Consider the following 18,683-nt stretch of genomic DNA (forward strand, 5'->3'; position numbering starts at 1 on the left):
GACCCCCCGGTCCCCACCCCATCCAACAACCTTCCAATGTAGGATAATCTCTGATCTATCCTAACAGATGAAACCCCCGCGCCGTCCTTCTACGTCTCCCAAGTCAGCCCGCCCCCCCGTCGCCGCACTGGCGCGCAACCGTCGCGTCAGCGTCGCATCGCTGTCGCGTCGCTGTGACCCACCCGTTACCCAACCGGCGCGTCACCGCGTCTTCCCAACCGCTTCTGCGTTACGATTGCCCCGAAAAACCGGACGACGGTGTGAACTTCGCCGCTGTGACCTTAGCAGGCGTGACCTTACGCCCCGCCCTTCCGCTTCTGCGCGCGCCGCGCAAAGATGTTCAGGCACTCGACCAGAGTCGAGAACGCCATTGCCGCATAGATATAGCCCTTGGGCACATGCACGCCAAAGCCATCGGCGATCAGCACCGCACCGATCATCAGCAGGAAGCCGAGCGCCAGCATCACCACGGTCGGGTTCTTCGCGATGAAGTTGGCGAGCGGATCGGCCGCCAGCACCATCGCCGTCACCGCGACCAGCACCGCGATCACCATGATCGCCAGATTGTCGGTCATGCCAACCGCGGTCAGGATCGAATCGAGCGAGAAGATCATGTCGAGCAGGATGATCTGCACGATCGCGCTGCCGAATGTGATGGTGGCGACGCTTTTCTTGTCCAGCACATCGTCGCCGCCCGCCGGATCGACAGTGTGATGGATTTCCTTGGTCGCCTTCCAGATCAGGAACAAGCCGCCAACGATCAGGATCAGGTCACGCCAGGAAAATTCGGTTTCGAAGGTCGGGGCGCCATATTCGTTCAGCGGACCGCTGATGCCAAGATCGAACACGGGGGCCGTCAGCCCGACGATCCAGGCGATCATCGACAGCAAGACCAACCGCATGCCGAGCGCCAGGCCGATGCCGATGCGCCGCGCCTTCTGGCGCTGCTCGACCGGCAGTTTGTTGGTCAGGATCGATATGAACACCAGATTGTCGATGCCCAGCACCACTTCCATGATCACCAGCGCAATCAGCGCGGCAATGGCGGTGGGGTCGGTAAAAGCGGCAATCAGACTGTCCATGATGATCCTTCCACGCTGCCATTTGGCACGCCACCGGAACGGTCGATCGCGCGACCGGTTCCCATCAAGATGCACCGTCATCCGCTTGATCGCATGCAGGCACGAGCTTACAGGAGAGCCGGGCAAAAAAGGGGGGAAATATCATGCGGCCAATCGTCGGGTTCACCATCATAGCGGCAGCCATGGCGGCCAGTACGCCGGTTGAGGCGGAGGTCTTTGCGATGACCGGCCATTTCCCGGCCCCCTATCGCGCCGTCAGCCTGCTGCGCAGCATCGGCGTCGATCGCATCGCAGGGCGCGACGGCACCGCACTGGCGCTGGCGATCGAACAGAAATTAAGCCGCGCCGGGCCGGATGGACGCCCCTATTATGCCGTGATCGCCCTGTCGCGGCGCGGCCCCGATGCCGATGGCATCATCACCGGCCTTGCCGATGCCAGCGTGCGCGAAACCAATGTGAAGCGGCAGGTCGAAGTCTGTGCCGAGGGCACCGACCAGAAATGCACGAAGAAGGAGAAGGTCGAGGCGCTGTGCCTGCAGGAAACGGTAACCTTCGCCCCGACCTTGCGGATCGCCCGCGTCACGGACGGCCAGATCCTCTATAGCGAAACCCGCACGCAAACCGACACGATCGTCACCTGCCCCAAGGACAAGTCCAAGCGCACCCCGCGCCAGAGCATCGATCGCATGGTCCGCACCGCGGCGGACCGGCTGGCCGACGACATCATCCCGCGCCACGAAAATAACCGCATCCGCCTGCGCGAAGAACGCGACGGGATGGACAAGGCCATGGCCCAGCGCTTCCGCGACAGCATCAAATCGTCGCAGCGCGATCCGGTCGCCGCCTGCGGCGAATGGGCGGCGATGGACGGCGACCGGCCGGGTCATCCCTCGATCCTGTTCAACCTTGGCCTCTGCGCCGAACGCGATGGCGACTATGCCGGCGCGGAACGCCTCTATGCCCAGGCGGGACAGGCGGCGCGCGGTAGCGCTTTTGCCGAAGGGGTAGAACGGGTCCGCGCCCTTGCGGTGGGCCGCGCCGACGCTGCGGCACGGGCGCGCGGCGAGTGACGCGGCGGCTGGACTTGACGGGGCGACTCCCGTAGCGAAGGCGCGTTCCGATTTTCAAGCGCCGCGGCGTCCTGTCGCGGCGCCTGCCCTTTACGAAAGGCGGCCCATGGCAAGAACCACCCTCACCCGTTTCCTGATCGAACAACAGCGCTTGGCCGAAGCCCTGCCCGCCGAACTGCGCCTGCTGATCGAAACCGTGGCGCGCGCGTGCAAGACGATCAGCCATGCCGTCAGCAAGGGCGCGTTGGGCGAAGTGCTGGGCAGCCTGGACAGCGAAAATGTGCAGGGCGAGGTCCAGAAGAAGCTGGACGTCATCGCCAACGAAATGCTGCTCGATGCCAATGAATGGGGCGGTCATCTCGCCGCCATGGCGTCGGAAGAGATGGAGACGATCCACCGCATCCCCAATCGCTATCCCAAGGGCGAATATCTGCTGCTGTTCGATCCGATCGACGGGTCCAGCAATATCGACGTCGACCTGTCGGTCGGCACCATCTTCTCGGTCCTCAAAGCCCCCGAAGCCTGCGCCGGTCGCGAAGTGACGGAGGAGGATTTCCTGCAGGACGGCCGGGCGCAGGTCGCGGCGGGCTATGCCATTTACGGGCCGCAGACCTTGCTGGTGCTGAGCGTCGGCACCGGCGTCTATGAATTCACGCTCGACCGCGAAGTCGGCAGCTGGGTGATGACCGACGCCAATATGCAGATGCCGCAGGGCAAGTGCGAATTTGCCATCAATATGTCAAACCGCCGCCAATGGTCGCCCGCCGTGGCCCGTTATGTCGAAGAGCGCGTCATGGGTGGCGCAGGGCCATGCGGCCAGGATTATAATATGCGCTGGACCGCCTCCATGGTGGCGGACGTGCACCGCATCCTCAAGCGCGGCGGGATCTTCCTCTATCCCTACGACCATCGCAATCCGGGCAAGGCCAAGCTGCGGCTGATGTATGAAGCCAATCCGATGAGCTATCTGATCGAGCAGGCGGGCGGCGCGTCGAGCGACGGGTTCCAACCGATCATGGACGTGCCCGCGACCAGCCTGCACCAGCGCGTCGGTGTGGTGCTGGGCGACCGCGCCGAAGTGGAAGCGGTCGTCGCTTATGGCCGCGAGATGGCCACCGCATAGGATGAAAAGAAAATGGGGGAGAGCGCACTCAAGCGCTCGATCCCCCAACTATGCCCCGCCTGCCGGTCTTACCGGCGGCCCCTCTCCAGAAACATGTTATATGGCGCGGCAACAGCGAGGGATGCCTAGCCCAAGCCGCAGACAAAAAAAAGGCTGATCGTGAGACCAGCCTGAAAAGTTTAGGAGAGGATGCCTGAAAGGCACAGTCTTAGTGCCAGCGGGGCGTATTCTTCGCAAATGCGAAGGGTGAAGCTGCAATTGCGTAAACTGCAATCGTGTCCCGCGTCCTCGCCGCGAATCGGGTAAAGCAAATATCAGGGCTTTGGGCGTAGGCCCGCGCCATGCATGGAAAGGCAGAACAGATAGGCGCGCGCATGACCCGGCCCCACCGCCGCGACATAGACGGCCTGCGCGCGCTCGCCATCCTGCCGGTCTTGTTCTTCCACGCCCATGTGCCGGGCTTTTCCGGCGGCTATGTCGGCGTCGACATCTTCTTCGTGATTTCGGGCTATCTGATCACCGGAATCATCGCCCGCGACGTCGATGACGGCCGCTTCTCGCTGCTCCGCTTCTACGAGCGGCGCTTCCGGCGAATCATGCCCGCCCTCGCCCTGATGATCCTCGCCGTGCTGGGCCTGGCAGCCTGGCTCTATCTGCCCGGCGACCTGGAGGGCGTACCCAAATCCGCACTGGCCGCGACGCTGTTCGTCTCCAACCTGTGGTTCTTCACCGACACCGGCTATTTCGCTGGCGGTGCGGACGTGAAGCCCCTGCTCCAGACATGGTCGCTGGCGGTGGAGGAACAATATTATATCGGCTTCCCGATCCTGCTGATGCTGCTCGCCCGCTTCGGAACGCGCGTGCGCGCAGGCGTCGTGGCGGCCATCGGAATAGCATCGCTGACCCTGTGCATAGTCATGCAACGCGATACGACAGGCTTTGCCTTCTACCTGCTACCCACCCGCGCCTGGGAATTGCTCGCAGGCGCGCTCCTGGCGCTGGGCGTCGTTCCGGCAATCCGAGCGCGCTGGCAGCGCGAAGCCGTCGCTTGGGCTGGCCTCTTGGCGATCGGCAGTGCGGTCTTCCTCTACGACCGCAACACGCTATTCCCTGGCGTTGCGGCCATCGCCCCTGTGCTGGGCGCAATGGCGCTGCTCCACTGCGCGCCGGGGACAAGTGCAGGCCGCGTCCTCGCCCTGCCCCCGCTGGTCGGCGTCGGCCTGATCTCCTACTCGCTCTATCTGTGGCACTGGCCGCTGATCGTCTTCACCGAATATGCGACCGACCTGCCGCTTTCGGGCGGAACCCAGCTCGCCGTTCTCGCCGCATCGCTGGCCATCGCGTCACTATCCTGGCGCTTCGTCGAACAACCCTTCCGCGATTCGGCCCACATGCCGCCCCACACCATCTTCCGCTTCACCGGCACAGCGATGGCGCTGCTCTGCGCGCTGTCGGCTGCTTTGCTGGCGATGGGACCATGGCCCTCACGATTCGCACCCGCCGTTCTGGCGCAGATCGCCGGGCGCAACGACATCAGCCCTGACCGCAAGCGCTGCCACGACACCTATATGCGGGGTGCCAACCCCTGCGTCCTCGGCGCAACGGTCCGGCCCGACGCCATGCTATGGGGCGACAGCCATGGCGTCGAACTGGCGCATGTGCTGGCGCAGGACGCGCGCGCACAGGGCCAATCGCTGATCGAACGGACAACATCGAGTTGCCCGCCTGTGTTGGGTTATGAGGCGAAGGACGCCCGCTGCGCCGCGGCCAACCGGGCCGCTTTCGACGCGATCCACGCAGATCCAGGACTACGCCGCATCTACCTCGCCGCCTTCTGGGCCAATGGTACATTTGATGACCCTGCTTTCGTGGCGAAACTCGACCGTACCATCGCCGCCATCCGGGCCGAAGGGCGGGAAGTCGTGCTGATCGGCGCGGTCCCACCCCAACCCTTCGACGTGCCGCGTCACCTCGCCCATCTGGCGCGCGCCGCCATGCTGGACAGCGCACAAGGGGTTGAGCGGGCGCGAGTGGAAGCACACATCGTCAATCTCCGCGCGCTCTTCACGCGCTGGCAGGCGCAGGGTGTGACGCTGATCGACCCCGTGGCCCGGCTATGCGACGCGCGCGTCTGCGCCATCGCGCGGGACGGCCAGCCCCTCTACTTCGATTCGCACCATCTGAGCGTTGCCGGTGCGCGCGCCGTCATTGGCTGATCATTCGGCCGCCAGCGCATAGTCGGCACGCGGCAGTTCTACCGCCAGCGCCTGGGCAATCGCCTGCACCAGCACGCGCATCCGCGCGATCCCCGGCCCCGGCCGGTCCAATGTCGCATCCAGATAGAGCGTCCGGTCGATCTCGATCTGCAGCGCATGCAGATCGCGCTCCGGTCGCCCATGCCGTTCGATCAGATAATCGCCCGCATAGGGGCTATTGATCGCCACCAGCATGTCGTGCCCCGCCGCCACATCCGCCGCCAGCGTCGTCAATCGGCTCGACGCGCTGCGGCCGAATCGGTCGCCCAGCACCAACCCCGGCGCGGGACAGCCCGGCGACGGCGGCGGTAGCGGCGGCATGGAATGAAGGTCGATCAGGATGGCATGACCATGGGCATCCCGCGCCGCCGCCATCAACTGCGCGAGCGTCGCATGATAGGGCCGGTGGACCATATCGATCCGCCGCTGCACCTCCGCCCAACCGATCGGCCCGCGCCACAATTCCGGTGCGCCAGGCAACCGACGCGGCAGCAAGCCAAGCCCGCCGCGCAGTTTCGCACTGGTCTGCAAGGCCACCATGTGGGGCAGATCAGACAGCATCGCGGGATCCACCTCCCGATCATGGCGGTTAAGGTCAATCAACGCGCGCGGCGCGCGCGCAACTAAAACCGTGAAGCCCTGCGCTATCAAGGGATGCACCAGCAGATCGACCCAGCGATCCTCCAGCCGCCGCAGCATTTCCGGCCGGACGCGCGCCTGCGCCAGCAAGGCGGGCGGATAGAGCCGCCCGGCATGGGGCACGGACAGGATAAGCGGGCGATCGGGAAACGCGGGGCCATAAAGATCGAAGGCCGGGTCGCTGTGCGTCGGCGCGCGCGGCGGGCTGTCGTCCAATGGCGCTCCTTTCAACGATCCGGGCAAAAATCGTGGCTTGGCTGGATAATATTTACACCTTGTCGCATATATCATGGCTTCGCGCCACCCGTGGGGGTCGCGGAGGATATGAGAGTGGGGGCGATGGTTCGCATATTATTGGCCGAAGACGATGAGAGCATGCGCGTCTATCTGGCCCGCGCGCTGGAACGGTCGGGATATGAGGTCGTCGCGGTCTCGACGGGGACAGAGGCGGTGCCGCATATCCGCTCCGACCGGTTCGACCTGTTGCTGACCGATATCGTCATGCCGGAAATGGACGGCATCGAACTGGCCCAGCATGCCGCATCAGTGGCACCGGACATGCGAATCATGTTCATCACCGGTTTTGCCGCCGTCACCTTGCGCGCGGGCAAGGCTGTGCCGCAGGCCAAGGTCTTGTCCAAGCCCTTCCACCTGCGCGACCTGGTGCTGGAGGTCGAGCGGATGTTCAGCAGCGAAAGCCTGACCGGACTGACGTGATCCTCTAGTCGGGGACGACTTCTTCCATGTCGGGCGTGGGATCGAGCGCGATCCCGGCCATCGCAGCATTGAACCGCTCGCGGTCCAGCCCCTTTTCCCACGCCGAAACCACGACGGTCGCCACAGCATTGCCGATGAAGTTGGTGAGACTACGGCATTCGCTCATGAAGCGATCGACGCCCAGGATCAGCGTCATGCCCGCGACCGGCACCGTTGGCACGATCGACAGCGTTGCCGCCAATGTGATGAAGCCTGCCCCGGTTACCCCCGCTGCGCCCTTGGAGGAGATCATTGCCACCAGCAGCAGCAAGATCTGCTGCTCCAGGCTGATATCGACATTGCAGGCCTGCGCGATGAACAGCGCCGCCAGCGTCATGTAGATATTGGTGCCGTCGAGGTTGAAGCTGTATCCGGTCGGCACGACCAGACCCACCACCGACTTGCGGCACCCGGCCCGTTCCATTTTCTCGATGAGGCTGGGCAAGGCCGCCTCCGAGGAGGATGTCCCAAGAACGAGGAGTAGTTCGGCCTTCAAATAGCGGATGAGATGAAGGATATTGAACCCCACCGCCCAGCACACACCACCCAGAACCACCAACACGAACAACAGCGACGTCAGATAGAAGGTCGCGACCAGCCCGGCTAAATTGGCGAGCGTGCCGACCCCATATTCGCCGATGGTGAAGGCCATCGCGCCGAACGCCCCGATCGGTGCGGCTTTCATCAGGATCGACACCAATTTGAACACCGCATGGCTGGCGGATTCGAGCACGGTCATCAGCGGCGCGGCCTTGTCGCCGATCAAAGTCAGCGCGATGCCGAACAGGATCGCCACGAACAGCACCTGCAGGATGTTACCGTCCGCCACCGCCGACACCATGGTCGCCGGAATGATGTTCATCAGGAAGCCGGTCAAGCTGCTCTCATGCGCCTTGCTGGCATAGTCGGCGACCTGATCAGCATCGAGCGTCGCCGGATCGATGTTCAGCCCAGCGCCGGGTTCCACGACATTGGCAACGATCAGGCCGACGACGAGCGCCAGCGTCGAAAAGGTCAGAAAATAGCCAAAGGCCTTGGCCGCAACCCGGCCGATCGCCCCCAGCTCCTTCATGCCCGCAATGCCAGTGACGATGGTCAGGAAGATGACCGGCGCGATGATCATCTTCACCAGCTTGATGAAGGCCTCTCCCAAGGGTTTGAGCCGGACGCCGGCGTCAGGGAAGAAATGGCCGATCGTCACACCCAGCGCGATGGCGATCAGCACCTGGACATAAAGCTGCCGGTACCAGGGCAGGCGCGGCGTCGTCTGAATTGGCGAGGATGGCGATGGCAGCATAAGTCTTGGCGTCCCCCTGTTTGCGCCGCAGCATATGGGCCACCCCTGCGCTGTCCAGAAGAATATCAGGGCCGGGCATTTTCCCGCTTGCGCCATCCGATTCGCCCGGCTAAAGGCCCAACTCCCGTGGGCGTGTAGCTCAGTGGTAGAGCACTGTGTTGACATCGCAGGGGTCGCAAGTTCAATCCTTGCCACGCCCACCATGACAAAGCCCGTCACCTGTTTTCAGGTGGCGGGCTTTCTCTTTTGCGGTGCTGCTTCCGCCAGGCTATGGGCGTTGCGGCATGGGCAAGGGGCGAACAGAGATGGCAGGCTGCGAGATCGTTTCGGGCAAGCGCCTGCTGTTCGTGATGGCGGCAGACGCGGAATATGGACCGCATCTGCGTAGCCGGTTCACGCCACTGATGACGGGCGTAGGGCCGGTCGAAGCGGCGCTGGTGACCGGAATCGCCCTGAGCGACCTGGCGCGCCAGAATGCGCTTCCCGATCTGGTCGTTTGTCTCGGTTCGGCCGGATCGCGAATCTGCGGCTTGGGCGAGGTGGTGCAGGTCGCGAGTGTCTCCTGGCGTGACATGGACGCCTCGCGCTTGGGCTTTACCAAGGGCGTGACGCCCTTTGTCGATCATCCCGTTGATGTCCCGCTGGCAACGCCGCTCGCGATGCCCACTGTGCGGCTCTCGACCGGCTCCAATATCGTCGGGGGTGAGGAATATGCCGCGATCGACGCCGATATGGTCGATATGGAGACCTTTGCGGTGGCGCGGGCCTGTGCCCGCTTTGCCGTGCCGCTGATGGGCTTGCGCGGCATTTCCGATGGACCGGGCGAACTCGCCCATATCCATGGCTGGATGGAATTGCTGGAATTGCTCGACGAGCGGCTGGCGGCTGCGGTGGACCTGTTGCCGGAGGCGCTTACTAAAGGCCTTTAGTCGCCGTCGAACGCGATGATCGCCTGCGCGGCGATGCCGTCGGCTTCCAGCGCCGCCATCCCGCCAAGATCGGGCAGGTCGATCGCGAACAAAGCCATCAACACGCTTGCCCCCTGCTCGCGCAACAACTGCGCAGCGGCAAGCGCCGTACCGCCGGTAGCGATCAGATCATCGACCAGCACAACGCGCGTATCGGTCGGAACCTGCCCTTCATGCAGTTCCAGCCGATCCGTGCCATATTCCAGCACATAGTCGATGCCGACGGTCTTGCCCGGCAGCTTGCCCGCCTTGCGCACGGGCACGAAACCCTTGCCCAATGCCAGGGCGAGCGCTGCACCCAGGATGAAGCCGCGCGCTTCGATGCCGACGATCAGGTCGGGATCGAGCGGCCGCGCGATCGACGCCATGCGCTCGACCAGTTCCGTCAGCCCTGCGCTATCCGCCAGCAAGGTCGTGACGTCCCGAAACTGGATGCCGGGTTTGGGAAAATCGGGGATCGTGCGGACGAGGCCCGCCAGCGTGTCGATGCTCATGCTGTCTCCATAAGGAAAGAGGGCGCGGTTCCCAGATGAAACCGCGCCCTCTTCATAATCCTTGTTCTTGCGGACCAGTCCGTCAGGCCGCCTTCTTCTTCTCCGCCCAGATATTCTGGTAGGACATATAGGCGAGGCCCGTGGCGATCAGCAGGAAGATGATCGTCGCCAGACCCGCACGGCGGCGGTTTTCCAGCTTGGGTTCGGCGGTCCAGGTCAGGAAGGCCGAAACATCCTTCGCCATCTGGTCCACCGTCGGCTTGGTGCCGTCGCTATAGGTCACCTGACCTTCGGCCGTCAGCGGCGGCGCCATGGCAAGGTTCAGGTTCGCGAAATAGGGGTTGTAGTGCAGCCCCTCTGGCGTCTTGGAGTCCGGGAACTCCTTGAGCAGCGCAGCGGGTTGCGCCTGATAGCCGGTCAGCAGCGAATAGACATAGGCGCTGCCATGATGGCGAGCCTTGGTCATCAGCGACAGGTCTGGCGGGATCGCATTATTGTTCGCCGCGGCCGCCGCGACATTGTTCGCGAAGGGCTTGGGGAAATAGTCCGCCGGCATCGGCTCACGGGTCGAGGCTTCGCCCGTTGCCGGATCGACCGAGGGAGCCTTGATCGCCCACTGCTTGGCGATCGCCTTCACTTCGGCTTCGTTATAGCCAAGCGCTTCGAGGTCGCGGAATGCCACGAACTTGAGGCTGTGGCAGGCCGAGCAGACTTCCTTGTAGACTTGGAAGCCGCGCTGCAACTGCTGCTTGTCATAATGGCCAAGCGGTCCGTCGAACGAGAAGGCCACATGCTTGGGAAGCTCGTGAAACGCCTTTTCCACAGTGGGGACCGGGGGTTCGGAGACATAGGCCACCGCCCCCATGAGGAAGGAGACCAGCAGCCAGCCCGCGAAGAAGAGGCCGACGAGAAATGCGCCGATGCGTACCATGTTACGTCTACCCCTTATTCGGCCGGGACCGCGACGGTTGCGCCGTCGGTCTTGCCATATTTCGCCAGCACGGCCTCGGTGATCGAACCGGGCAACGGCAGCGGCTTTTCAAAGCGCGAGATCAGCGGAAGGATGATCAGGAAGTGCGCGAAATAATAGGCCGACGCGACCTGCGAGATCATCACGAAAGGCTCTTCAGCCGGCGCACCGCCGCAATAGCCCAGGATCAACACGTCGAGGATCAGGATCCAGAAGAACTTGTTGAAAGTGGGCCGATACTTGCCCGACCGCACCGGCGAGGTGTCGAGCCAGGGCAGGAAGAAGAGCAGCAGGATCGATGCGAACATCGCCAGCACGCCCAGCAGCTTGGCGGGGACGAAGAAGAAGTCCACGGTGAAGGCGCGCAGGATCGCGTAGAAAGGCCAGAAATACCATTCCGGCACGATGTGCGCGGGCGTCGAGAGCGGGTTCGCTTCGATATAGTTGTCCGGGTGGCCCAGGAAGTTGGGTGCGAAGAACAGCAGGGTGCAGAAGGCGATCAGGAAGATGCCCGCGCCGAAGCCGTCCTTGGCCGTGTAATAGGGATGGAACGGCACAGTGTCCTGCGGCCCCTTCACTTCCACGCCGGTCGGGTTCGAGGAACCGGGAATATGCAGAGCCCAGATATGCAGGATGATGACCCCGGCAATCACGAACGGCAGCAGGAAGTGCAGCGAGAAGAAACGGTTGAGCGAGGCGTTGCCAGGGGCAAAGCCGCCCAGCAGCCAGGTCTGGATCGGTTCGCCGACGACCGGGATCGCGCCGAACAGGCCGGTGATCACCTTCGCGCCCCAATAGGACATCTGACCCCAGGGCAGCACGTAGCCCATGAAGGCGGTCGCCATCATCAGCAGGAAGATGACGAGGCCAAGCAGCCATACCATCTCGCGAGGTGCCTTGTAGGAGCCGAAATAGAGGCCGCGGAAGATGTGGAGATAGACGACGATGAAGAAGAAGCTGGCCCCGTTGGCATGGGCATAGCGCATCAGCCAGCCCGCATTGACGTCGCGCATCGTCTGTTCGACGGTGCTGAACGCCACCAGGTCATTGGCGCCATAATGCATCGCCAGGACGACGCCGGTGATGATCTGAATCATCAAAGCGAGGCCGGCCAGGACGCCGAAGTTCCAGAAATAGTTAAGGTTGCGCGGCACAGGATAGCCCGCACCCACGGCGTTATAGGCGAGACGCGGAAGCGGCAGCTTCTCGTCGATCCACACCATCACCGGATTTTTCGGCGTATATTGCTCAGCCCAGGGAAAGCTCATCGTTTCTTACCTCAGCCTACGAGAATGGCGGTGTCGGAAGTGAAGCTGAACTTCGGCACTTCCAGGTTGGTCGGCGCAGGGCCTTTGCGGATGCGCGCGGCGGTGTCGTAGGACGAACCATGGCACGGGCAGAAATAGCCGCCATATTCGCCCTTATTCTCACCTTCGCCAGCGCCCAGCGGCACGCAGCCCAGATGGGTGCAGACACCCATGGTCACCAGCCACTGCTTCTTGCCATCGACCGTGCGCTCTTCGAGCGTCTGTGGATCGCGCAGCGTGGAAGGATCGACCTTGTCGGCTTCGGCGATTTCCTTTTCCGTCAGCTGGCGCACGAACAGCGGCTGGCTGCGGAACGTCGTCTTGATCGCCTGCCCCGGCTGGATCGCCGAGAGATCAACTTCCGTCGATGCCATCGCCAGCACGTCCGCGCTGGGGTTCATCTGGTCGATCAGCGGCAGAACGACGGCAACCGCGCCGACCCCTGCAAAACTCACCGCAGCGATATTGATGAAGTCGCGACGGCGGACCCCATCTTCGCCGGGTAGACCCGTGCTGTCTGTATGTTCAACGCTGGCCATGCACCTCAACCCTTGCAAGAACGTCCCTGGTCCCGCCGCAATGCCGTGAACGGCCCTGTTTATCAAGGGTGATGGGTAACCATATGATATGGCCCCCGCCGTCCCCCCGGCGTGGTTCGCGGGCCTGATAACCCCAGTGCGCGCTCTTTGCCAACAGCAAAGTCACGCAAGCTATGACAATTTGCCGCAGTGCATTATGGGCTCCCTCATGCGTATCGCCCTTTATCAGCCCGAAATCGCCGGCAATGTCGGTGCCATCCTGCGTCTGGCGGCCTGTTTCGCTGTGCCCGTGGACATCATCATGCCGACCGGATTCGCCTTTTCCGATGCCCGCCTGAAACGCGCGGCGATGGACTATGGTGCAGCGGCGGAGGTCGTGCGGCACGCCAATTTCGACGCCTTCGATGCGGATCGGCGCGCCAACGGCCGCCGCCTGCTGCTGATGAGCAGCCATGCCTCGCAGAGGCTGCCCGACGTTGCATTTCGCGGCGACGATGTCTTGTTGATGGGTTCCGAAAGCGCGGGCGTCCCCGATGCCGTGCGGGATATGGCCGATATCCGGGTGCGGATTCCCATGGCACCGGGCTTTCGATCCTTGAACATCGCCGTTTCCACGGGCATCGCCGTCGCCGAAGCCCTGCGCCAGACCGGAAAGTTCCCGCAATGACCCCCGCTCCCACACCTATCGTTCCCTTCACCCTCGATTCCCGCCAGCAGGCCGCCCGCGCCTGGTTCGAATCGCTCCGGGACCGGATCTGTGCCGCGTTCGAAGCGATCGAGCGGGAGGCAAGCAGCGACGCCAGTTTCGCCTACACCCCCTGGGACCGCGAAGCCGAAGGGCAGGCTCCGGGCGAAGGCGGCGGTGGCGTGCGCGGGGTGATGAAAGGCAAGGTTTTCGAGAAGGTCGGGGTCAATATCTCGACCGTGGGCGGCGAGTTCGCCCCCGGCTTTGCGCAGAGCATCCATGGCGCGGCGGAGAATCCAGCCTTTTTCGCGACCGGGATCAGCTTGGTCGCGCATATGGCCAATCCGCATGTGCCCGCCGTGCATATGAATACGCGCTATCTGGTGACGACCAAAAGCTGGTTCGGCGGCGGGGCAGACCTCAACCCTCCATTGCCGCGCGAAGAAGATACGGCGTATTTCCATGAAGTGCTCAAGGCCGCGTGCGACGCGCATGACCCGGACCATTATCCCCGGTTCAAGGACTGGGCGGACGAGTATTTCTTCATTCCCCATCGCGGCGTCCATCGCGGGGTCGGCGGCATTTTCTACGATCATCTCGAATGTGCCGACGATGCGGCGTTCGACGCGAATTTCGCCTTCACGCGCGCCGTCGGCGATGCCTTTCTCGACGCCTATCCGCCGATCGTACGGCGGCGCATGGACGAGGCCTGGACCGAGGCGGACTATGCCACGATGCTGGAATGGCGGGGCCGCTATGCCGAATTCAATCTGGTGCATGATCGCGGCACATTGTTCGGTCTCAAGACCGGCGGCAATATCGACGCCATCCTGATGAGCCTGCCGCCGATGGCGAGCTGGAACTGACGCCATGGCGCTGATCGCGGTCGATCCGGCCATGGTGGCGGCGATCGTCACTCATTTGGAGATGCGGCAGAAGCCACGCCCTGCGCCGATCCCGCCATCACCCTTGCGACTCGTGCGATGGAAGGTGCCCAAACTCGACAGCTATCGCGCGCTGTTTCGCCGGGTGGGGGAGCCATGGCTCTGGTTCTCGCGGCTGGTGATGAAGGACGAATCGCTTGCCGCGATCATTCATGATCCGGCGGTCGAGGTCTATGCCGTCACTGACCCGCGCGGGATCGAGGTGGGACTGCTCGAACTGGATTTCCGCTCGATGCCGGATTGCGAACTGGGCTTTTTCGGGCTGGTGCCGCAACTGAATGGCAAGGGCCATGGGCAATGGCTGATGGCGCAGGCCAAGGCGCTCGCCTGGCGCAAGGGCGTCGAACGTCTATGGGTCCACACCTGCACGCTCGACAGTCCAGCGGCCCTTGGCTTTTATATCAAGGCGGGGTTCGTCGCCTATAAGCGCGAAATCGAGACATTTGCCGACCCACGCCTCGCCGGGATATTGCCGCCCGACGCAGCGCCCCATGTACCGCTGCTGGATCAGCCCGCGGTCGCCTGACGATAAAGGCGCGCGAGCATCACCAGCATATAGACCTGGATCACCGTCGAGACGATCGCCCCGGCAATCCCGCCAGCCAGCCGCGCGCCGTCAGGCCCTGCAAGCAAGCTGCCCAGCAAACCGAAAATCGACTGCGCCGCCGATGCGACGATGGCGGACAGCAAGGTCAGGATCAGGATGAAGGCCAGCAGCCGCCAGAAATGCCCGCGCGTGAGCGCCCAGGCGCGGCGGAGCGATTCCTTGACCCCTGCGCCGCTATCCAGAACGACCGGATTGAGCAGCATCAGCCGCACGCTGGCGAACAGCGCGATGCCGACCATGACGAAGCCAAGCAAAAGCCCAAGTGAGGCACCAGCCGCCTTCGATGCCAGCGAGACGATCACCGCCACGAGGATGATCGTCATCAGCAGGCCGAAAAATGCCCCCAGCACCACCAGCGCGGTGCCAAGCAGCACGGGCAGGCGGTTCAGACTGAGCCGCAGCGCCTCCCCCACCGAAATGCCGGGGCGCAGCGCGAGCGCAAACAGGCTGAGCGATCCGAACCAGATCAGGACAATGGCGATCATGAGGCCAATGCCATAACTGGCCGGGACATCGGGCATCGTGTCCATCTTGGGCGCGAGCGACCATGCGGCCAATTCCGGTGGCGTCATTTCCTGAAGGATAAGGCCAGGCAGCGCCACGAACAGCAGCGCGACGGGAAACAGCAATGTGGCTTCGCGGGCGACGAAGGCCACCGCTTCCTGCCACGCCTTGCCGATCGACATTGTCGCCATATCTTGTAACGCCTGACCTGTTCCCGAAAATATCGCGGAGACTTGATCGCTCGCAGTCTCCAAGTCAAGGAAGCGTCATGACGGCCCCCCTTCCCTTCCCCGACAGCGTCGAATGGCGCACCGAAACCGCGCCTGTCGATTATCCAACGGCGCTAGCCGAGATGGAGGCGCGCGCCGCTGCGATCCATGGCGGAGAGGCGCGCGAACGGGTGTGGCTGCTGGAACATGCACCGCTCTACACCGCCGGAACCAGCGCAGACCCGGCGGAACTGATCGACGCGCGCTTCCCGGTCTATGATGCCGGGCGCGGCGGCCGCTATACCTATCATGGGCCGGGGCAACGGATCGGCTATCTCAACATTAACCTCGGCGAACGCGGCAAGGATGTCCGCAATTTCGTGCATCATCTCGAAGGCTGGATGATCGCGGCGCTTGGCGATCTGGGCATAGCGGCACGGCGCGCGGACGGTCGGATCGGTATCTGGACCGATGACGCGCAAGGGCGGGAGGCCAAGATCGGCGCGCTGGGCATCCGGGTACGCCGCTGGGTGACGCTCCATGGCTTCGCGATCAATGTCGATCCTGACCTCAGCCATTTTACCGGCATCGTGCCATGCGGGATCAGCGACTATCCCGTGACCAGCATCGCAGCGCTAGGGGGCGACGCTTCCATGACCGCGCTCGACTCCGCGCTCAAGGCGCATTTCCCTGCCTTTCTCAACCGCTTGTCGCGGTGCGGCACGGGACTTGAGCAATGCGAAGTCGGTCGCTAGGGTCACGCCTTTCGCCGGGCGGGGGATTGCCGGGCATCGATGATCGCAAGGAGACCCGGATGCGCCGCCACATACTTGTCGCCATGACCCTGTCGCTGCTGCCGCTGGCCGCGTGCGGCGGCGCGGACAAGACCGAGACCAAGGTCGAGATGAAGGACATGGAAGTTGTCGATGGCACCACCAGCGACGCCATGACCGACCTGGACGGAGTGCAGAGCGAAGGCACGGCGATCGCCTCGCCCGGCAACGCGGCTGCCAATGCCAGCAGCGCGGCACAACCCGCCGCCGAACCAGCCGGGGCGGAAGCGGAAGTCCTCTCCGACCAATAGGGCTGGCGCAATCATTCAGCCCTGATACAGTCGGCTTAGACACATATTCGGGCGATGCCCATTCATCGCACCCGTTCGTAAAAGGCCTTTATTGCATGACGTTCCGTACCGCGCTGACTGGCCTTGCCCTGGCCGTTGCGCCGATGCTGGCGCAACCCGCCGCCGCCCAATTTTTCTGGTCACCACCTGATCTGTCCGCCCCGCCCTTGACCGATTCGGCCGCCGCTACCGCGCTGGGCCTGCCGGGCGCGACGGAGGCGGAGATCAAGGCCGGGCTGGTGTGGAACCTGCGCGCGGCGCTCAATGTCGCAGCGCTGCAATGCCAGTTCGAACCCACATTGCTCGCCATCGGCAATTATAACGCGATGATCGCGCATCATGACGCCGAACTGGATGCGGCGCAGGCCGGTATATTGAGCTATTTCCAGCGCACCGTGGGCAAGGGACGGCCGGGGCAGGCCGCTTCCGACCAATATGGCACGCGCATCTATTCGGGCTATTCGACGGTACAGGCACAAAAGGGCTTTTGCCTGGCGACGGCCGAGGTCGGGCGCAAGGCGATCTTCGCCGATCGGGGCAAGTTGCATGAGGTAGCGCGCAGCGGTCTGGCTTCGATCAAGAAGTCGTTGGTTGCCGCGGGCGAGCAATATTATGGCACGCCGGGCTATGATTATGTTACCGCCCTGCCCTCCTTCGATCCCAAATGCTGGAAGAAGGGCGTGCTGCAACCCGTCTGCCATCAGGCGTGGAACGACAAGATCGGCGTCGGCAAGCCCTAAGGATGGATCAGCGCAGGCCCAGATATTTATGGGCCTGCACCGTCAGCCGCCAGCGCGGCCGATCCATGACCAGTGCGATACAGGCGCGGGCATTATCCTGGGCCTGGGGATCATCGAGCGGCTGGAGTAGATGATGGGTGAAGGCCCAAAGCTCCATCGCCGCGACATCGGCGACGCTGTGCCCGCCGCCTGGTTGCGGCCAGACGAGCTTCAACTCATCGCCTGACGTCTGCACGACCTCGCTCCCCGCCTTGGGGCTGATACAGACCCAATCGATGGCGGGATGGACGGGCAGCGTGCCATTGCTTTCGATCGCGATCGCGAATCCGCGCGCGTGGAGCGCGTCGACCAGCGCATCGTCGACCTGCAACATCGGCTCGCCGCCGGTCAGGACGATATAGTGGCCCGCCTCCGCCGTGCCCCAAAAGGCCAGCGCGGCATCGGCCAACGCATCGGCATCGGCGAATTTCCCGCCGCCATCGCCATCGGTGCCGACGAAATCCGTATCGCAAAAGCGGCAGACAGCGCTCGCCCGATCCTGCTCGCGCCCGCTCCACAAATTGCATCCGGCAAAGCGCAGGAACACCGCGCGCCGCCCGGCCTGCACCCCTTCCCCTTGGAGCGTCAGGAACATTTCCTTGACCGCATAGCTCATCGCACGCGCTTTCAGGGCCGCGCGGCGTAAAGGGTGGGATCGGGCAGGCCCGCTTCCTGATACCCCTTTGACCGCAGGCGGCAACTGTCGCACAGGCCGCAATGTTTGCCGTCCGGCGTCGGGTCATAGCAGGACCAACTGATCCCGGTGTCGAGGCCCAGCCTGTTGGCCTCCCGCACGATGTCGGCCTTGCTCATATGTTGGAGCGGTGCTTTGATGCGGATCGGGTGACCTTCCACTCCCGCCTTGGTCGCGAGCGCCGCCATCGTCTGGAAGGCGTCGATAAACTCAGGGCGGCAATCGGGATAGCCCGAATAATCCAACGCGTTGACCCCGATGAAGATGTCGCTGGCACCTGCGACTTCGGCCAGCCCCAAGGTGAGCGACAGGAAGATGGTGTTGCGCGCCGGGACATAGGTGATGGGGATGTCGTCGCCGACCCCGCTTTTGGGCACGGCGATATCGGCGGTCAGCGCCGAACCGCCGAACGCAGTCAGATCAAGCGGCAGGACGATGTGACGCATCGCGTTCAAGGACTTCGCGACGCGCGACGCAGCCTGCAGTTCCACGCGATGCCGCTGATTATAATCGATCGACAAAGCGAGCAGACGATAGCCCGCCTCGCGCGCCAATGCACCCGCGACCATCGAATCCAGTCCGCCCGAAAGCAGGACGACAGCGAATTTTCCTTGATTGGCAACCATGGTTTCGCGCTA

21 protein-coding genes and 1 tRNA gene are annotated in these 18,683 nt (G+C 63.5%); 12 read left to right on the plus strand and 10 right to left on the minus strand.

What is annotated here, in order from left to right; all coding sequences use genetic code 11:
- Nucleotides 1–296: 296 nt before the first annotated feature.
- A complete protein-coding gene (locus SxD43FB_RS16800) occupies nucleotides 297–1,082 on the minus strand; it encodes a TerC family protein (RefSeq protein ID WP_096063226.1) in 786 nt (261 codons plus the stop codon).
- Nucleotides 1,083–1,225: 143 nt separating this feature from the next.
- Between SxD43FB_RS16800 and SxD43FB_RS16805 the strand changes: the two genes are divergently transcribed.
- The 3 genes from SxD43FB_RS16805 (at nucleotide 1,226) to SxD43FB_RS16815 (ending at nucleotide 5,491) form a co-directional block, all read left to right on the plus strand.
- Entirely contained in the window at nucleotides 1,226–2,152 is a 927-nt protein-coding gene (locus tag SxD43FB_RS16805; protein WP_096063179.1) for a hypothetical protein, read from the plus strand.
- A 106-nt stretch (nucleotides 2,153–2,258) separates the two neighbouring features.
- Nucleotides 2,259–3,275 (plus strand): class 1 fructose-bisphosphatase, encoded by a 1,017-nt coding sequence (locus SxD43FB_RS16810; RefSeq protein WP_069065199.1) that lies wholly within the window; start codon nucleotides 2,259–2,261, stop codon nucleotides 3,273–3,275.
- A gap of 374 nt (nucleotides 3,276–3,649) precedes the next feature.
- Nucleotides 3,650–5,491 (plus strand): acyltransferase family protein, encoded by a 1,842-nt coding sequence (locus SxD43FB_RS16815; RefSeq protein ID WP_217988806.1) that lies wholly within the window; start codon nucleotides 3,650–3,652, stop codon nucleotides 5,489–5,491.
- Here SxD43FB_RS16815 and SxD43FB_RS16820 read toward each other — a convergent pair whose 3' ends face one another.
- On the minus strand, nucleotides 5,492–6,385 hold the full coding sequence (locus SxD43FB_RS16820; protein WP_255245775.1) for an N-formylglutamate amidohydrolase: 894 nt from the start codon (nucleotides 6,383–6,385) through the stop codon (nucleotides 5,492–5,494).
- 123 nt (nucleotides 6,386–6,508) lie between these two features.
- On the opposite strand from SxD43FB_RS16820, the gene SxD43FB_RS16825 reads away from it, so the two are divergent.
- Nucleotides 6,509–6,886 carry a response regulator gene (locus tag SxD43FB_RS16825; RefSeq protein WP_096063182.1) on the plus strand — a complete coding sequence of 126 codons (378 nt, stop codon included), beginning with the start codon at nucleotides 6,509–6,511 and terminating at the stop codon, nucleotides 6,884–6,886.
- A gap of 4 nt (nucleotides 6,887–6,890) precedes the next feature.
- Here SxD43FB_RS16825 and SxD43FB_RS16830 read toward each other — a convergent pair whose 3' ends face one another.
- The gene (locus tag SxD43FB_RS16830) at nucleotides 6,891–8,222 is read right to left on the minus strand and encodes a dicarboxylate/amino acid:cation symporter (RefSeq protein WP_096063183.1); all 1,332 of its coding nucleotides are present in this window, start codon (nucleotides 8,220–8,222) and stop codon (nucleotides 6,891–6,893) included.
- A gap of 128 nt (nucleotides 8,223–8,350) precedes the next feature.
- Here SxD43FB_RS16830 and SxD43FB_RS16835 point away from each other — a divergent pair.
- Nucleotides 8,351–8,425, plus strand: a tRNA-Val gene (locus SxD43FB_RS16835).
- 102 nt (nucleotides 8,426–8,527) lie between these two features.
- A complete protein-coding gene (locus SxD43FB_RS16840; protein WP_096063184.1) occupies nucleotides 8,528–9,151 on the plus strand; it encodes a 5'-methylthioadenosine/S-adenosylhomocysteine nucleosidase in 624 nt (207 codons plus the stop codon).
- Here SxD43FB_RS16840 and SxD43FB_RS16845 read toward each other — a convergent pair.
- The 4 genes from SxD43FB_RS16845 to petA all read right to left on the minus strand — a co-directional run bounded on the left by SxD43FB_RS16845 (nucleotide 9,148) and on the right by petA (nucleotide 12,500).
- Entirely contained in the window at nucleotides 9,148–9,684 is a 537-nt protein-coding gene (locus tag SxD43FB_RS16845) for an adenine phosphoribosyltransferase (RefSeq protein WP_096063185.1), read from the minus strand. The genes SxD43FB_RS16840 and SxD43FB_RS16845 overlap by 4 nt on opposite strands.
- An 82-nt stretch (nucleotides 9,685–9,766) precedes the next feature.
- Nucleotides 9,767–10,615, minus strand: a complete 849-nt coding sequence (locus tag SxD43FB_RS16850; RefSeq protein WP_037476242.1) for a cytochrome c1 — start codon at nucleotides 10,613–10,615, stop codon at nucleotides 9,767–9,769.
- A 14-nt stretch (nucleotides 10,616–10,629) separates the two neighbouring features.
- Entirely contained in the window at nucleotides 10,630–11,922 is a 1,293-nt protein-coding gene (locus SxD43FB_RS16855; RefSeq protein WP_037476240.1) for a cytochrome b N-terminal domain-containing protein, read from the minus strand.
- A gap of 11 nt (nucleotides 11,923–11,933) precedes the next feature.
- Nucleotides 11,934–12,500: a ubiquinol-cytochrome c reductase iron-sulfur subunit gene (gene petA / locus SxD43FB_RS16860; RefSeq protein ID WP_069065205.1), complete on the minus strand. Its 567-nt coding sequence runs from the start codon at nucleotides 12,498–12,500 to the stop codon at nucleotides 11,934–11,936.
- A gap of 196 nt (nucleotides 12,501–12,696) precedes the next feature.
- Between petA and SxD43FB_RS16865 the strand changes: the two genes are divergently transcribed.
- The 3 genes from SxD43FB_RS16865 to SxD43FB_RS16875 are packed head-to-tail and all read left to right on the plus strand — an operon-like array spanning nucleotide 12,697 to nucleotide 14,655.
- Nucleotides 12,697–13,167 carry a tRNA (cytidine(34)-2'-O)-methyltransferase gene (locus tag SxD43FB_RS16865; RefSeq protein ID WP_176482820.1) on the plus strand — a complete coding sequence of 157 codons (471 nt, stop codon included), beginning with the start codon at nucleotides 12,697–12,699 and terminating at the stop codon, nucleotides 13,165–13,167.
- Nucleotides 13,164–14,051, plus strand: coding sequence for an oxygen-dependent coproporphyrinogen oxidase (gene hemF, locus SxD43FB_RS16870; RefSeq protein ID WP_096063187.1), 888 nt, complete (start codon nucleotides 13,164–13,166; stop codon nucleotides 14,049–14,051). Before SxD43FB_RS16865 ends, hemF begins: the two co-directional genes overlap by 4 nt.
- Nucleotides 14,052–14,055: 4 nt before the next feature.
- On the plus strand, nucleotides 14,056–14,655 hold the full coding sequence (locus SxD43FB_RS16875) for a GNAT family N-acetyltransferase (RefSeq protein ID WP_096063188.1): 600 nt from the start codon (nucleotides 14,056–14,058) through the stop codon (nucleotides 14,653–14,655).
- Here the strand turns inward: SxD43FB_RS16875 and SxD43FB_RS16880 are convergent.
- On the minus strand, nucleotides 14,637–15,431 hold the full coding sequence (locus SxD43FB_RS16880) for a glycerophosphoryl diester phosphodiesterase membrane domain-containing protein (protein ID WP_096063189.1): 795 nt from the start codon (nucleotides 15,429–15,431) through the stop codon (nucleotides 14,637–14,639). The two genes, SxD43FB_RS16875 and SxD43FB_RS16880, sit on opposite strands and share 19 nt — an antisense overlap.
- Before the next feature lie 77 nt (nucleotides 15,432–15,508).
- On the opposite strand from SxD43FB_RS16880, the gene lipB reads away from it, so the two are divergent.
- The 3 genes from lipB to SxD43FB_RS16895 all read left to right on the plus strand — a co-directional run bounded on the left by lipB (nucleotide 15,509) and on the right by SxD43FB_RS16895 (nucleotide 17,312).
- Complete coding sequence (gene lipB, locus SxD43FB_RS16885; RefSeq protein WP_096063190.1) at nucleotides 15,509–16,204, plus strand: lipoyl(octanoyl) transferase LipB; 696 nt, start codon at nucleotides 15,509–15,511, stop codon at nucleotides 16,202–16,204.
- A 59-nt stretch (nucleotides 16,205–16,263) separates the two neighbouring features.
- Complete coding sequence (locus tag SxD43FB_RS16890) at nucleotides 16,264–16,533, plus strand: hypothetical protein (RefSeq protein WP_069066864.1); 270 nt, start codon at nucleotides 16,264–16,266, stop codon at nucleotides 16,531–16,533.
- Nucleotides 16,534–16,628: 95 nt separating this feature from the next.
- Entirely contained in the window at nucleotides 16,629–17,312 is a 684-nt protein-coding gene (locus SxD43FB_RS16895; RefSeq protein WP_069065210.1) for a hypothetical protein, read from the plus strand.
- A gap of 7 nt (nucleotides 17,313–17,319) precedes the next feature.
- Here the strand turns inward: SxD43FB_RS16895 and queE are convergent, their stop codons facing one another.
- Together queE and queC are read right to left on the minus strand one after the other, a co-directional pair.
- Entirely contained in the window at nucleotides 17,320–17,967 is a 648-nt protein-coding gene (gene queE / locus SxD43FB_RS16900) for a 7-carboxy-7-deazaguanine synthase (protein ID WP_096063191.1), read from the minus strand.
- Nucleotides 17,968–17,978: 11 nt separating this feature from the next.
- A complete protein-coding gene (queC, locus tag SxD43FB_RS16905) occupies nucleotides 17,979–18,671 on the minus strand; it encodes a 7-cyano-7-deazaguanine synthase QueC (RefSeq protein WP_096063192.1) in 693 nt (230 codons plus the stop codon).
- Nucleotides 18,672–18,683 lie beyond the last annotated feature (12 nt).

It is taken from the genome of Sphingobium sp. D43FB (genome assembly GCF_002312805.1).
Taxonomy (GTDB): Bacteria; Pseudomonadota; Alphaproteobacteria; order Sphingomonadales; family Sphingomonadaceae; genus Sphingobium.